Annotated in this window: 11 protein-coding genes; 8 read left to right on the top strand and 3 right to left on the bottom strand. The window is 69.6% G+C overall.

From position 1 onward, the window contains the following. Positions 1-22 precede the first annotated feature (22 nt). Positions 23-1,378: an NADP-specific glutamate dehydrogenase gene (gene gdhA / locus ABS78_RS01455; RefSeq protein ID WP_293374154.1), complete on the top strand. Its 1,356-nt coding sequence runs from the start codon at positions 23-25 to the stop codon at positions 1,376-1,378. Between the two features lie 103 nt (positions 1,379-1,481). Here gdhA and ABS78_RS01450 read toward each other — a convergent pair whose 3' ends face one another. Genes ABS78_RS01450 through ABS78_RS01440 form a run of 3 tightly spaced genes read right to left on the bottom strand, consistent with a single transcriptional unit; the run spans position 1,482 to position 6,670 of the window. Continuing rightward, positions 1,482-3,335: a cytochrome c3 family protein gene (locus tag ABS78_RS01450; RefSeq protein WP_293374152.1), complete on the bottom strand. Its 1,854-nt coding sequence runs from the start codon at positions 3,333-3,335 to the stop codon at positions 1,482-1,484. Between the two features lies 1 nt (position 3,336). Further along, the gene (locus ABS78_RS01445; protein ID WP_293374150.1) at positions 3,337-4,215 is read right to left on the bottom strand and encodes a hypothetical protein; all 879 of its coding nucleotides are present in this window, start codon (positions 4,213-4,215) and stop codon (positions 3,337-3,339) included. A gap of 4 nt (positions 4,216-4,219) precedes the next feature. Beyond that, entirely contained in the window at positions 4,220-6,670 is a 2,451-nt protein-coding gene (locus ABS78_RS01440) for an NAD(P)-binding domain-containing protein (protein WP_293374149.1), read from the bottom strand. Between the two features lie 149 nt (positions 6,671-6,819). Here ABS78_RS01440 and ABS78_RS01435 point away from each other — a divergent pair, with 149 nt between their 5' ends. From ABS78_RS01435 to phoB, 7 genes are all read left to right on the top strand, one after another. After that, positions 6,820-8,793 (top strand): heme lyase CcmF/NrfE family subunit, encoded by a 1,974-nt coding sequence (locus ABS78_RS01435; protein ID WP_293374147.1) that lies wholly within the window; start codon positions 6,820-6,822, stop codon positions 8,791-8,793. Next, positions 8,790-9,326: a DsbE family thiol:disulfide interchange protein gene (locus ABS78_RS01430; protein WP_293374145.1), complete on the top strand. Its 537-nt coding sequence runs from the start codon at positions 8,790-8,792 to the stop codon at positions 9,324-9,326. The genes ABS78_RS01435 and ABS78_RS01430 overlap by 4 nt, the downstream gene beginning before the upstream one ends. Next, the gene (locus ABS78_RS01425) at positions 9,323-9,790 is read left to right on the top strand and encodes a cytochrome c-type biogenesis protein (protein ID WP_293374143.1); all 468 of its coding nucleotides are present in this window, start codon (positions 9,323-9,325) and stop codon (positions 9,788-9,790) included. The genes ABS78_RS01430 and ABS78_RS01425 overlap by 4 nt, the downstream gene beginning before the upstream one ends. Next, positions 9,790-10,998: a c-type cytochrome biogenesis protein CcmI gene (gene ccmI / locus ABS78_RS01420; protein ID WP_293374142.1), complete on the top strand. Its 1,209-nt coding sequence runs from the start codon at positions 9,790-9,792 to the stop codon at positions 10,996-10,998. Before ABS78_RS01425 ends, ccmI begins: the two co-directional genes overlap by 1 nt. Positions 10,999-11,006: 8 nt before the next feature. Next, positions 11,007-12,137 (top strand): ATP-binding protein, encoded by a 1,131-nt coding sequence (locus tag ABS78_RS01415; protein WP_293374140.1) that lies wholly within the window; start codon positions 11,007-11,009, stop codon positions 12,135-12,137. An 83-nt stretch (positions 12,138-12,220) separates the two neighbouring features. After that, positions 12,221-12,919 (top strand): phosphate signaling complex protein PhoU, encoded by a 699-nt coding sequence (gene phoU, locus ABS78_RS01410; RefSeq protein WP_293374138.1) that lies wholly within the window; start codon positions 12,221-12,223, stop codon positions 12,917-12,919. Further along, a complete protein-coding gene (phoB, locus tag ABS78_RS01405; protein ID WP_293374136.1) occupies positions 12,916-13,605 on the top strand; it encodes a phosphate regulon transcriptional regulator PhoB in 690 nt (229 codons plus the stop codon). The genes phoU and phoB overlap by 4 nt, the downstream gene beginning before the upstream one ends. Positions 13,606-13,659 lie beyond the last annotated feature (54 nt).

Genomic DNA, 13,659 nt, shown 5'->3' with positions numbered 1-13,659 from the left:
TCCGACAATTGGGGGACACGAAATGGCGGTAAGCGATCACGTTGATCTGGGCGGCTTCATCGAAGGGGTGAAGCGGCGAAATCCGGGGCAGCCCGAGTTCGTCCAGGCGGTCCAGGAAGTGGCCGAGGACATCTTCGACTTCATCCAGGACAAGGAACAGTACCACAAGGCCCAGATCCTGCGCCGGATCGCCGAACCCGACCGGGTCATCAGCTTCCGCGTGTGCTGGGAGGACGACAAGGGCAACATCCGCGTCCAGCGGGCGTGGCGCGTCCAGAACAACAACGCGATCGGCCCCTACAAGGGCGGCATCCGGTTCCACCCCTCGGTGACCGAGAGCGTGCTGAAGTTCCTGGCGTTCGAGCAGACCTTCAAGAACGCCCTGACCGGCCTGCCTATGGGCGGCGGCAAGGGCGGGTCGAACTTCAATCCGAAGGGCAAGTCCGACAACGAGGTCATGCGCTTCTGCCAGAGCCTCATGGTCGAACTTTACCGGCATGTGGGCGCCGACGTGGACGTGCCGGCCGGCGACATCGGCGTGGGCGGCCGCGAGATCGGCTACATGTTCGGCCAGTACAAGCGCATCACCAACCACTTCACCGGCGTCCTGACCGGCAAGGGGCTGGAGTACGGCGGCAGCCTGATCCGCACCGAGGCGACCGGCTACGGCGCCACCTACTTCCTTCGGAACATGCTCCAGACCCAGGGGAAGGACATCGCCGGGCACACCGTCGTGATCTCGGGATCGGGCAACGTGGCCACTCACGCCGCCGAGAAGTGCACGGCCCTGGGCGGCAAGGTGCTGACGCTCTCAGATTCCGAGGGCTTCATCTACGATCCCGAAGGCCTGACGCAGGAGAAGATCGACTGGGTCAAGGACCTCAAGAACAAGCGCCGGGGACGGATCAGCGAGTACGCCGCAGCCTTCAAGGGCGCGGAGTTCCATGCCGGCAAGACGCCCTGGGGCGTGAAGTGCGACCTGGCGCTGCCCTGTGCGACCCAGAACGAACTTCTCGGCCCCGACGCCGACGTGCTCCTGGCCAACGGGTGCATCGCGGTGTCGGAAGGCGCCAACATGCCGACCAACCTGGATGGCGTTCACAAGTTCAAGGCGGCGGGCATCCTCTTCGCGCCCGGCAAGGCGGCCAACGCCGGCGGCGTGGCGGTCTCGGGCCTGGAGATGAGCCAGAACTCGGCGCGCATTTCCTGGAAGGAAGAGGAACTCCAGCGCCTGCTGGTCGACATCATGAAGGGCATCCACGACCGCTGCGTCGAGTACGGAACCAAGCCCGGCGGCGGCGTCGACTATGTGAAGGGCGCCAACATCGCCGGCTTCAAGAAGGTGGCCGACGCCATGCTGGCCTACGGCGTGGTGTAGCCAAGCCTGAATCGCCGACCTCGGTCGGATCGCGAACGCCGCCTGGGGAAACCTTGGCGGCGTTCTTCTTTGTATCGGTCGTTCCCTTCGCGACAGGTCGCCGTCAGTCGCCCAGACGCGCCACCTGCTGTGTCCATCGCAGGGTCTCCAGGGGCGGATGACCCGGTTTGGGCGTCGCCTGGCCCGGCGCATGGAAGCTGTGGCACGTGGTGCAGTCGGCGTCGTCGGCCGCGGCGATCTGCGCGGTCGTCTGGCCGTGGCAGGTCGCGCACGACTTGAGATCGGGGATCAGGACGTCGCCCGACCTCGCAGACGTCTGGGCCTTGTGGCAGTCGGCGCATTCGAAGCCGCCGGCCTTCGCCTGGCCGGGCCCGCCGTGTTCCGGCACGCTGTGGTCGAAGCCGCCGCGCGGCAGATAGCGCTGGGTCAGACTGACCGGCGCCATGCGGACCGTATCACCTTCCCAGGCGACGGTATGGCAGTCGTAGCAGGCGCCCCCGCGCGAGAAGGTGGCGCGATAGGCGCTGGCGCCCGTGGCCGAGAACGCTTCCGGCCGGATGGTCCCGGGGCGCTGGCGGTTGCTGCCGGCCCCTCCGGTCAGCCTGCGACCGGCCAGGGTGTCGACCACCTTCTGAAGCTCGCCGTGCGGCAGTTCCAGCAGGCGGCCGTCCGAGCCCCGGGCGTAGGCCAGGCTGTGGCACGAGCCGCAGTCGCGCTCCATCTCGATCGGCTGGAAGCCCGTACCGCCGGCGTCGGGCCGGTGGCAGGAGGCGCATTCGAGCGCGGCGCCGTAGCCTTTGTTCTTGCCCAGGACGATGGCCTGCCGCGCCACGCCGCCCAGCGGTTGCAGGTGCAGATCGTGCGGGAAGGTGAGGCCGTTGCGTTCCTGCGGCGCCGTGTTCAGCGCGATCCGCTGGAACGTGGGCTTCGGTCCGGCGGACGTCACCACCATCGCCTTGAAGGTGGCGTGCTTTTCCCAGTTCGGGGTGTCGACCAGTTCGGTGGTCTTCAACCGCATCTTGAGCTGGCTGTGGCAGCTCGCGCAGTCTTGCACCACGACGAGGCGCGGCTTGTGATCCATCGGAGCTTCGGGCGTCGAGCCTGGAACGGGCCCCGCCTTCGTGTGCTCGATGTGGCAGCTCGCGCAGCGGTCGGTGGGGTGGCCCACCGCCCGCTGGACCAGGGTGGAGACCTTGCCGCCCAGGCTGGCGGGCAGGGGCGTCGCCGCCTCCAGCTTGTCTCTCGGGGCGTGGTCCGAAGCCAGGAGGGGTTCGAACGGACTCCCGGCCTCCCTGGCGCGGGCCAATGACTTCGGCGCCGCATCGCCGGCGCCGTGGCAGCTCTGGCAGGCGTCGTCGCGGACGGCCTGGAAGTTCTTGACGTGACAGGCCTTGCAGTCGGTCTCGAGGAAGGCGTGCGCCTTGCTGAGCGGACCGGACGACCACTGCTGGTCCGGATGGATCCGCGGCGCGAGCACGCCCGACAAAAACAGCGGGACCAGCAGACAGATCAGGGCGATGGTCGAGCCCAGCACCCAGGCCATGTTGCGCCGGTTGAAGACCCTGGCCTGGAGCGAGAAGACGCTGGGCGCGGGGTGATGATCGTCGTCCTCGCGGGTGACGGTGACGGTGGCCCCGTCCTCCGCCGTTTCGAACGCGAGGCGATACGAGCCGAAACCCGCCACCGGGCCGCGGGCTAGGTCGATTTCCGCGCGCTGGGTCGAGCGGCCGTCCACGGTGAACGGCGCGCCGCTGACGGTCTCCAGCACGACGCGGCCGTCGCCGGCGAAACGCATGCGGGCGTGCTTCAGGTCGACGGCGAGGTCGGCGAGAATCACGTCGTTGTCCGGGGCCCGGCCGATGCCGGCCTCGGGGCCGGCGACGTCCCGCTCGCGAATGATGGGATCGCCGCCGCCGGCGCGCTCGGTGATCAGCCTGAGGTGGAACGCCTGAGCCATGTCACCAGTACGCAAAGACGCTGACGATGTGCGCGATCAGCGCCGCCAGCAGGGCGAAGGTGGCGGGGATGTGCACGAACAGCCACGCTTCGAGAAGCGCGGTGATGCCCATCTGGCGGCGGGCGAGCGAGAGCGCGTCCGCCTTCTGCTGCATCAGGCTTTCCACCTTGGTCAGGGCTTCGGCCTGGACGGCGCTGCCGGGGGCGGGCAGGGCGCGCAGCCGCGCCAGCGCGCGCCGGTTCGCGCAATCGCCGTAGCTCTGGGTCAGACGCTTCCAGAAGCTGCCGCCCAGGTCGGTCTGTTCGATCGAAAGGCGCACGACGTCGGCGGCCGCCCGGTCGAGCGGCTGGGCCGCCTCGTGAAGCTGGGCGTCCAGGCTGCCGATCGTATCCAGCATCTGGCGGCGAGTGGTTTCGCCGCGGTTGCCGTGCAGGCGCTGGGGCAGGGTGGCGTAGGCCCAGACGCCCAGCGCGCCCGAGACGATGACCGCCATCATCAGCACATAGGCCAGGGTGTGGATGTTCCACCCGAACTGGAAGCCGGTGTGCAGCGTGGCCAGGATGGTGAGCGACAGGCCCAGATAGACATGCGCCGACACCCACGCCTTGAGCGAGTAGTGGCCCGCGGTGATCACACGCTTGCGGACGCCCAGGCAGGCCAGCCAGACGATCAGGCCGGCGCTCATCGTGCCCAGAAGATAGCCCAGCCAGCTTCCGCCGTTGGGCGGCTCGGCCAGGTCGCGCGCGACGAAGAAATAGACCCCGACCACGACGACGCAGAGCGCCGTCGCCACCTGCGCCCAGAAGAAGCTGCGATGACGCAGGAACCCCTCGTGGGTCCGGTGCCTGACGCGCTCTGTATGTCCCCCGACCTGACTCACGCCCTTAGGTCACCTTCTCGATCCGGGCGACCGACAGGAACGCGTCGGGAGAGACCCGGATCGCCGCGCCCGTGGGACAGGCCCGCACACAGGCCGGCCCCCCGGCCTTGCCCGAGCACATGTCGCACTTGATGGCCAGCTTCGGACTCTCGCCGCCCTCGGCCTTGGCGGCCTTCTTGCGCCACTCGTAGGAGGGCTGGCCCGGCCCCGGCCCCTTGCCGAACAGCATCCACTCCCAGAGCGGCGGCTTCTTCGGGGGCGGCTTGTCCATCTGGATCACGCCGTAGGGACAGGCGCGCTGGCAGTTGCCGCATCCGATGCAGGTCTCGTTGATGAACACTTCGCCGTCCGGGCCGCGCCGGATCGCGTTGGGCGGGCAGTCGCTCATGCAGTGCGGATGCTCGCAGTGGCGGCACGAGGTGGGCACGTGGATGTTGGCGAAGGTGGTGCCGGCCTCGCGGTTGAGCCGCGAAAGGCCGTCGTGGCTGTCGGCGCAGGCCCGCTCGCAGTTGTCGCAGCCGACGCACAGACTCTCGTCGATCAGCAGCACGTCGGTGGCCTCGCCGATGCCCTGCTTGATCAGGAAGTTCGCCACCGAGGAGTACATGTCGACGGCGCCGCCGAACTGCTCCTTCTGGCTTTCGATGAACTCGTTGACCTCCTTGCGGGCGCGCATCTCGTCGTACATGCGCTTGGCCAGCTCGGGCTTCCGCGAGAGAAGGCGGCGGAAGGGGTCCGCCGGCAGCTTGACCACCGTCGAGCGGATCGCCGCCTTCACGGTCGCCACCCGCGGCGCCCGCTCGATCATCGCCATCTCGCCCGAGTACGAGCCGGCGGGCACGTACGACATGAAGACCGGTTTCCCGCCCAGGTCCTTCTCCACGATCATCGAGCCCGAGCGGATGATGTAGAGGTCGTCCGAGATATCGCCTTCCTTGATGATCGGTTCGCCGGGGCGGACCTCGATCACCTCCGACGTGGCCAGGACCTCCTGGATGTCGGCCGGCGTGAGGCCCGACTTGAAGATCTGCAGCACCTGACGTTCGGTGGTGATCCGGTTCACCGTCTCGCGGGCCTGCGGCACCTGGCTCATCAGCTTTAGGGCGGCCATGCGGGGGATTTCGACGCAGATGGTCGGCTCGGCGGCGCGGATCGTGGCCCCGCGCTTGCGGCCCGAGATCAGGCCGACCTCGCCGAAGATCGAGCCTTCGCCGATCGGCACCGTGATGTTGGGGTTGGACGGATCGACCTCGACCTTCACCGAGCCGTCGGCGATCCCGAACAGCGACGACCCCTGCTCGTTGCGGATGAAGACGGCGTCGCCCGGCCGGTAGGCCCGGACTTCGCTGTCCAACAGGAACTCGCGCATCTGGAGCGGCGACAGGCCGTTCAGGATCTCGACGCGGCTCCGGAGGAACTCGAGCCAGTCGGACACGCTGCGCGAACCGGGCAGGGCCTTCAGCTTGGCGACCAGCAGCGGTTCGTCGGCGGGTTCCAGGGCGGTGTTGCCGCTGATGAATTCGACGACGTCGTAGCCCTGGTTCATGCAGTGCTTGATCAGCGGGTAGCCGGCCAGGGCGCCGATCACATAGATGCCGGGCTTGGTGCTCTCGAAGGTCGGCGAGAGGATCGGGAAGGCCGTGCGGTCGGGGCTGGCGAAGGTGATCCCGCAGCTTTCGATGAAGGCGCGGGGCGGGGCGGCGCCCATCCGGGCGATGATCCGGTCGCAGCGATAGCGCGTCTGGCCCTGGGGCGTGTCGACCGTGAGCCAGCCGTCCTCGATCAGCGCGGCCTGGGTCTCGGCCATCACCTTGATGCGGCCGGCGTCGCGCGCCGCCAGCAATCCGTCGACGTTCGGCTTCTTGGCGGTCGGGAAGTCGGCGCCGCGGTTCAGGAGCGTGACGCTGTTGTTCTGGCCCGCGTCGGCGATCAGGCCCATGGCGTTCTCGATGCCGGCGTCCCCGCCGCCGATCACCGTGATGTGTTCGTCGGTGTACTCACCGGGGTCGTCGAGCTGGTACTGCACGTGGGGCAGGTTGGCGCCTTCGCAGCGCATGCGATTCGGGTTGCCCTGGGTGCCGATGGCCAGAACGATGTTCTCGGCGCGGATGGGCTCGCCGCGCGTCAGCTCGATCGTGAAGGCGCCTTTTTCGCCGGTGATCGCCTTGACCTCGGCGTTGAACTTCACGTTCACGCCGGCGGCCTTCACGTCGGTGTTCCACTGGTCGAGGATCTTCTCGCGCTTGCCGGCCTCGAACTGGCAATCGGCGCGCAGCACCAGGACGGCGGGCGTCGCCATCACGTGCTTGCCCTTCTGGTAGCGGAAGATCGTGTCCGACAGGTGGTCGGTCTTTTCCAGCAGGACGTGGGACAGGCCCTTCCGCGCCGCATGCGCAGCCGCGCTCATGCCCGCCGGACCGGATCCTATGATCGCGACCTTGTAGAGTTCCGACATCGCCCAAACGCCCCCAGCACTCCGGCCCTGCGGCCGCACCCCCTCAAGCCCCGACTAGCTTTGGCCCCTTCTGCTCTAGCACTGTAGCATTTCCGATCTATGCCGAACGCGCTACCACGCACCGCAGGTCGGAGGGGAGCACAAAGTCCATGTCGGCGGAAGTCGGTCAGTTCGCACTGATTCTCGCATTGCTCCTGTCTGCGGTTCAGACGGTCGCTCCGCTCTACGGCGCCCACCGTGGCGACGGTGTCCTGATGGCGGTCGGCCGCCAGGCGGCGATCCTGCAGGGCGTTTTCGTTTCGGTCGCCTTCGCCTGCCTGATCCACGGCTACGTCACGTGCGACTTCTCGATGGCGCTGGTGGCGCAGCACAGCCACACCACCCAGCCCCTGGCGTATCGCATTGCGGCCAGTTGGGGCAGCCACGAAGGTTCGATGCTCCTCTGGGTGCTGATTCTCGCCATCTACGGCGCCGGCGTCGCCGGGTTCGGCGGGACGCTGCGCGAAACACTCCAGGCCCGGGTCCTGGGCGTCCAGGGCGTCCTGGGTCTGGCCTTCCTCAGCTTCCTGATCTTCACCTCGAACCCCTTCCTGCGTCTTTCGCCGGCTCCGGTGGAGGGGACCGAGCTCAATCCGCTGCTCCAGGACCCGGGGCTCGTCCTGCATCCCCCGCTGCTCTACCTCGGCTACGTCGGCTTCTCGGTGGCCTTCTGCTTCGCCGTCGCGGCCCTGCTGGAGGGGCGCGTGGACGCGGCCTGGGCGCGCTGGATCCGGCCCTGGGTGCTGGCGGCCTGGGCGCCGCTCACCGCGGGCATCACATTGGGCAGCGGCTGGGCCTACTACGAGCTCGGCTGGGGCGGCTGGTGGTTCTGGGACCCCGTGGAGAACGCGTCGCTGATGCCCTGGCTGCTGGGCACGGCGCTGTTGCATTCGGCCCTGGTGCTCGAGCGTCGCGGGGCGCTGGCGAGCTGGACCATCCTCCTGGCGATTCTCACCTTCTCTCTCAGTCTCGTGGGCACCTTCCTGGTCCGCTCGGGCATTCTCACCAGCGTCCACGCCTTCGCCGTGGACCCGCAGCGGGGCGTGTACATCCTCGGAATACTGGCGGCGACGACGGGCGTTTCGCTCGCGCTCTACGCCTGGCGGGCGCCGGCGCTGCGTGCGGGCGCGCTGTTCCAGCCCGTTTCGCGGGAAGGTGGGGTCACCCTGAACAACCTCTTCCTCACCGCGCTCACCGCCACCGTGTTCCTTGGCACGTTCAGTCCGGTGTTCATCGAGATGCTGAACGGCGACAAGATCTCGGTGGGGCCGCCCTATTACAACCGCACCTTCGCGCCGCTGGCCGTTCCGCTGATGATGCTGGTGGTGTTCGGCCCGATGCTGAACTGGAAGCGCGACGAGGCGAAGCGGGTGCTCCAGCGCGTCCGCATCCCGGCGATCCTCGCGGGCGTGGCCCTGATCCTGGCCGTGGCGCTGGGCGGGCTGGACCACCTCCTGGCCGCCGGCGGCATCGCGCTTGGAGCCTGGCTGCTGTTCGGCTCGCTGGCCGTCCTGGTCCGCCGGTGGTGGGCGGGGCGCGCCTACCTTGTCCGCTCGATCCTCACCACGCCGCGCGCCGTCGTGGGTCTGGTCATCGCACACGCCGGTCTCGGAATGCTGGTGATCGGCGTCACGGGAACCACCGCCTGGGACAGCGAGAAGGTGCTCAACATGCGGCCCGGCCAGACCATCGAGTTCGCCGGCCGCAGCCTCACCATGATCGCCCTGGAGACCGTACGGGGCCCCAACTACGAGGCGCGTCAGGCCCGCTTCTCGGTGGAGGACCGCTTCGGCCCCTACCGGTTCCGCAGTGAACGGCGCTTCTATCCCTCGGCCCAGTCCCAGACCACCGAGGCCGCCATCCGCGTCGGGTTCACCGGCAACTTCTACGTCTCGATCGGCGAAGAATCGCCCGGCGGGATCGTCGTGCGGATGTGGAGCCATCCGCTGATCGTCTGGATCTGGATCGGCGGCTTCGCCATGTCGATCGGGGGCTTGGTTTCGCTCAGCGACCGGCGCCTGCGTGTCGGCGCCGCCGTGCGCGCGCCGCTTCCAGCCGCCCCGCAACCCCTGCCTGCCGAATGAAGCGTCTCCTGTTCCTGGCGCCGGTCGCCGTCTTCGGCGTCCTGCTGGTGGTGTTCTTCCTGGGTCTGGGGCGCGACCCGCGGTCGCTGCCGTCGGTCTTCATCGGCAAGACTCTGCCCGAGTTCGCGGCGCCGGCCGTACGCCCTGGCGACGTGGGCCTGTCCCGCGCCGACCTGAACGGCGGCGATCCGGTGCTCCTGAACGTCTTCGCCTCGTGGTGCGGCCCGTGCCGGGTCGAGCACCCGGTCTTCATGCGCCTGCGCGCCGAGGGCGTGCCGATCCACGGCCTGGACTGGAAGGAAGACGCCGAGGCCGGCTATCGCTGGCTTCAGGAGAACGGCGATCCCTATATCCGCGTGGGCAGCGACCCGGCCGGACGCGTCGGGATCGAGCTGGGCGTCGCCGGCGTGCCCGAGACCTTTGTCATCGATAAGCAGGGGCGCGTGCGCTATCGCCATGTGGGGGCCGTCACCCCCGACGTCTGGGAACGCAAGCTGCGGCCGATGATGGAAGATCTCAGGAGGGAGCCGTGAGACGCCTGACCGCCGGCCTGACCCTCGCGTTCGTACTGGCCGCCGGGCCGGCGCTGGCCGTCAAGCCCGACGAGCAACTCGCCGATCCCGCTCAGGAAGCCCGCGCGCTGACCCTGGGAAAGGAGCTGCGCTGCGTCGTCTGCCAGAACCAGTCGATCGACGATTCCGACGCGGCCCTCGCACGAGACCTGCGCCTGATCCTGCGCGAGCGCATCGCCGCGGGCGACACGGACGAGCAGGCGATCGACTTCATCGTGGCCCGCTACGGCAGCTTCGTGCAGCTTCGGCCGCCACTTCGCGCCGACACCGTGGCGCTGTGGTTCGGGCCGCTGGCCGTCCTGATCCTGGGCGGCGTCGGGGCGGCGCTCTACATCCGCAGCCGCCGGCCGGCCGCGGCGACGGGGCTGACCGCCGAAGAAGAGGCCGAGGTGGCCGAGGTGTTGAACTCGGATAGGGCGCGTTGATGCTTTGGATGATCCTGACCCTGATGACGGTCCTGGCCGCCGTGGGGCTCGCCATCCCTCTGTTCCGCCGCCGCGACGCCGCCCGCCAGACGCGGGCCGACGCGGTCACCGTGCTCAAGGACCAACTCGGCGAGATCGAAGCCCAGGCTCGGGCCGGCGCGATCCCCGAACCCGAGGCCGATGCACTGAAGACCGACCTCAAGCGCCGTGTCCTGGCGGAGGGGCGCCAGCGGGAGGCCGAGGCCCGGCCGCTGCCCGAGCGCACGCTGCTCATCGTGGCGCTGGGGATCGTGGCGGTGGTGACCCTGGCGGGAACCGGGCTCTACCTGGCGATCGGCCGTCCCGACGTGCCGGCGTCGCCCGCCACGGCCCAGGGGAGCGGCGCGGCGGGCGGGGGAACCTCGGCGGACGGCCATCCCCAGGGCGACGTCGCGGCCATGATCGCCCAGCTCGAGACCCAGATGCGCCAGCGTCCGGACAACGCCGAGGGCTGGCGGATGCTGGGCTGGTCGTATCTCCAGACGGGCCGCAACGCCGAGGCGGCCGAGGCCTACGGCCGCGCGGCCGCCCTTGACCCGGCCAACGCCGACTATCTGTCGGCCCAGGGCGAGGCCACGGTGCTGGCCGCCGAAGGACAGGTCACCCCCGCGGCGGAAGCCATCTTCCGCAAGACCCTGAGGATCGACGCCGCCGACCCCAGGGCCCGCTACTACCTCGCCGTCGGCAAGGATCAGCGCGGCGACCAGGCCGGCGCCATGAACGACTGGATTGCGCTCCTGCGTTCGGCGCCGCCGGGCGCGCCCTGGGCGCCCGAGGTGCGGGCCTTCATCGAGAAGGTCGCCGCCGACCGGGGTGTCGATATCGCCGGCCGCCTGCCGGCCGCGCCGGCGACCGAGGGCGGTTCCGGAATGGCCGCGGCGCCGCGAGGGCCTACGGCCGAGCAGGTCGCCGAGGCGCAGTCGCTGAGCGACGGCGACCGGTCGGTGATGATCGAGGGCATGGTCGCCGGCCTCGCCGAACGCCTGAAACAGAACCCCCGCGACCGGGCGGGCTGGGAGCGCCTCCTGCGCGCGCGCATGGTCCTGGGCCAGGCGGACCAGGCCGCCGCGGACTACCGGGCGGCGCGCCAGGCGTTCGCCGGCTCTCCCGCCGACCAGGAGGCCCTCAGGGCGGCCGCCCGGCAGCTCGGCGTGCCGGTGGGCGGATGAATCCCGAGGTGATCGAGCGCGCCGGCGCGGGCGACGCCGCGCAGCTCATCCTGGAGCTGTTGCCCGAACCGGTCATTCTGGTGCGGGGCGGCGAGGGCGAGCCGCCCGAGATCGCCTATGGCAACCAGGCCGCGCGGGAGATCTTCCGTATCGACCTGACCGGGGCTCCGCTGGGCGCGGCGCTGCGCCGGCCCGAGGTCCTGGAGGCGATCGAGGAGGCGCTGGCCACCGCCGAGGCGGCCGAGGTGGCGTTCGAGACGATCGGCGTTCAACCCCGGTTCTGGCGCGCCTTCGCCAAGCCGCTGGACCGCGAGCCCGACGGCCGCCAGCGCCTCGTGGTGGTTCTGCGCGACGAAACCGACGCCCGGCGCACCGAGCGGATGCGCGCCGACTTCCTGGCCAACGCCAGCCACGAGTTGCGCACGCCGCTGGCCTCCCTGGCCGGCTTCGTGGAGACGTTGCGCACGCACGCCAAGGACGATGCCCAGGCGCGCGACAAGTTCCTGGGCATCATGGCCCAGCAGGCGACGCGGATGGCTCGCCTCGTGGACGATCTGCTCTCGTTGAGCCGGATCGAACTCAACGAGCACATCGCGCCGTCGGGCAAGGTCGACATCGCGCGTACGGTCCAGGACGTATCCGACGCGTTGCGCCCTCTCACCGAGGAGCGGGGCGTCGGCGTCACGATCCGCGCCGAACCCCCGCCGCCGTCCGTCACGGGCGATCGCGACCAGCTCGTTCAGGTCATCCAGAATCTCGTCGACAACGCGATCAAGTACACGCCCAAGGGCGGCCAGGTGAGGATCGACCTCCAGCTCGTCGCCAGTTCCGAGGCCGCCCGGGCGCCCAGTCGGCCCGGGGTGGGCCTGTCGCTGCTGTCGCCGGATGGCGGGGACGGACAGGCCTATGTGGTGGTGCGGGTCACCGACGCCGGTCCGGGGATCGCGCGTCAGCATCTTCCGCGCCTCTCCGAACGCTTCTACCGCGTCGAGGGCCAGCGCAGCGGCGGCACGGGCCTGGGCCTGGCCATCGTCAAGCACGTGGTCAACCGGCACCGCGGCGGTCTGGTGGTCGAAAGCGCCGAGGGGGAGGGCAGCACCTTCAGCGTCTACCTGCCGGTGGCGCCCCAGGTCGCATGATGGCCGGCCCGACCGCCGCCGAGGCCGTCGCAAAAGTGTCGTAAGACCGCAGTAGTTTGCGCGGGCATCGCAAGAGGGCCCGCGTGACACGCTCCTATCAAGCCGAGTTGCGGCAGCTCGTCGCCGAAGTCATCCGTATGGGCGGGCTCGCCGAGGCCCAGGTCGTGGACGCGGTCGACGCCGTGGTCCGCCGCGACGTCCCCCTGGCCCAGGCCCTGATCGTGCGCGACCTGCGCCTGGACACGCTCCAGAGCGAGGTGGAGCGGCGGGCCCTGGCCCTGATCGCCGCGCACCAGCCGGGCGAGGCCGACCTGCGCCGGGCGATCTCCACACTGAAGCTGGCCATGAACCTGGAACGCTGCGGCGACCTGGCGCGCAACATCGCCAAGCGCAGCCTGGTGCTGTCGGCGGGCGAGCCGCTGCTGCCGCTCACCGGCGCCATCGAGCGGATGGGGCGGCTGGTGTCGGCCCGGCTGCGGGCGGTCCTGGACGCCTACGCCGTCGGCGACGTCGAGCCGGCGCTGGACGTCTGGCGGCGCGACGGCGAGATCGACGAGCACTACGAGAGCCTGTTCCGGGAACTTCTCGCCTACATGGCCACCCGGTCCGACTCGGTCGCCGCCGGCGCCCACCTGCTGTTCGTGGCCAAGAACCTGGAACGCATCGGCGACCACGCCACGAACATCGCCGAGATCCTGCATTTCCAGATGACCGGCGAGGAGCTGACGGGCGAGCGGCCCAAGGTCAGCCTTCCCGAGATCGATGCGGAGGTCCGCGCTTGACGCCCTATGTTCTGGTGGTCGAGGACGAGGACGCCCTGGCGACCCTGCTCGACTACAACCTGATGAAGGAAGGCTTCCGCGTCGAGCGGGCCGCCGACGGCGAGGAGGCTCTTCTTCGCGTCGCCGAGGAGCCGCCTGATCTGGTGGTGCTGGACTGGATGCTGCCCAAGGTGTCGGGCGTCGAGGTCTGCCGCCAGCTCCGCGCCGGGACCGAGACCCGCAGGACGCCGGTCCTGATGCTCACGGCGCGGGGCGAAGAGGCCGACAAGATCCGCGGCCTCGACACCGGCGCCGACGACTATGTGGTGAAGCCGTTCTCGATGAGCGAGCTGGTGGCCCGCATCCGCGCCCTGCTGCGCCGGACACGCCCCGAGCTGATGGACGAGCAGCTCGAGTACGCCGACCTGCTTCTGGACCGCGGGCGGCATCGCGTCACCCGCAACGGCAAGGATGTCCACCTGGGACCGACCGAGTACCGGCTTCTGGATTTCCTCATGCAGCGGCCCGGCCGGGTCTTCAGCCGCGAGCGGCTGCTGGACGCGGTCTGGGGCGCCAACACCTACGTCGAGGTGCGCACGGTCGACGTCCACGTCGGTCGCCTGCGCAAGGCCCTGCGCCAGGACGGCCAGCCCGACCTGATCCGGACGGTCCGTTCGGCGGGCTACTCGCTGGACAAGGACGGGTAGGGCGTCACGCGTCCGTCACGGACTCCCGTTAGCCGACATGTGATTTCGCTGTTT

The organism is Phenylobacterium sp. SCN 70-31 (assembly GCF_001724605.1).
Taxonomy (GTDB): domain Bacteria; phylum Pseudomonadota; class Alphaproteobacteria; order Caulobacterales; family Caulobacteraceae; genus Phenylobacterium.
The sequence above is the reverse complement of the archived record's forward strand: the minus strand, read 5'-3'. Positions and strand labels throughout refer to the sequence as shown.

Excerpts from the sequence above, each read along its gene's own strand:
- gdhA (WP_293374154.1), top strand. The coding sequence starts at position 23 with ATGGCGGTAAGCGATCACGTTGATCTGGGCGGCTTCATCGAAGGGGTG.
- ABS78_RS01450 (WP_293374152.1), bottom strand. The coding sequence starts at position 3,335 with ATGGCTCAGGCGTTCCACCTCAGGCTGATCACCGAGCGCGCCGGCGGC.
- ABS78_RS01440 (WP_293374149.1), bottom strand. The coding sequence starts at position 6,670 with ATGTCGGAACTCTACAAGGTCGCGATCATAGGATCCGGTCCGGCGGGC.
- ABS78_RS01435 (WP_293374147.1), top strand. The coding sequence starts at position 6,820 with ATGTCGGCGGAAGTCGGTCAGTTCGCACTGATTCTCGCATTGCTCCTG.
- ABS78_RS01430 (WP_293374145.1), top strand. The coding sequence starts at position 8,790 with ATGAAGCGTCTCCTGTTCCTGGCGCCGGTCGCCGTCTTCGGCGTCCTG.
- ccmI (WP_293374142.1), top strand. The coding sequence starts at position 9,790 with ATGCTTTGGATGATCCTGACCCTGATGACGGTCCTGGCCGCCGTGGGG.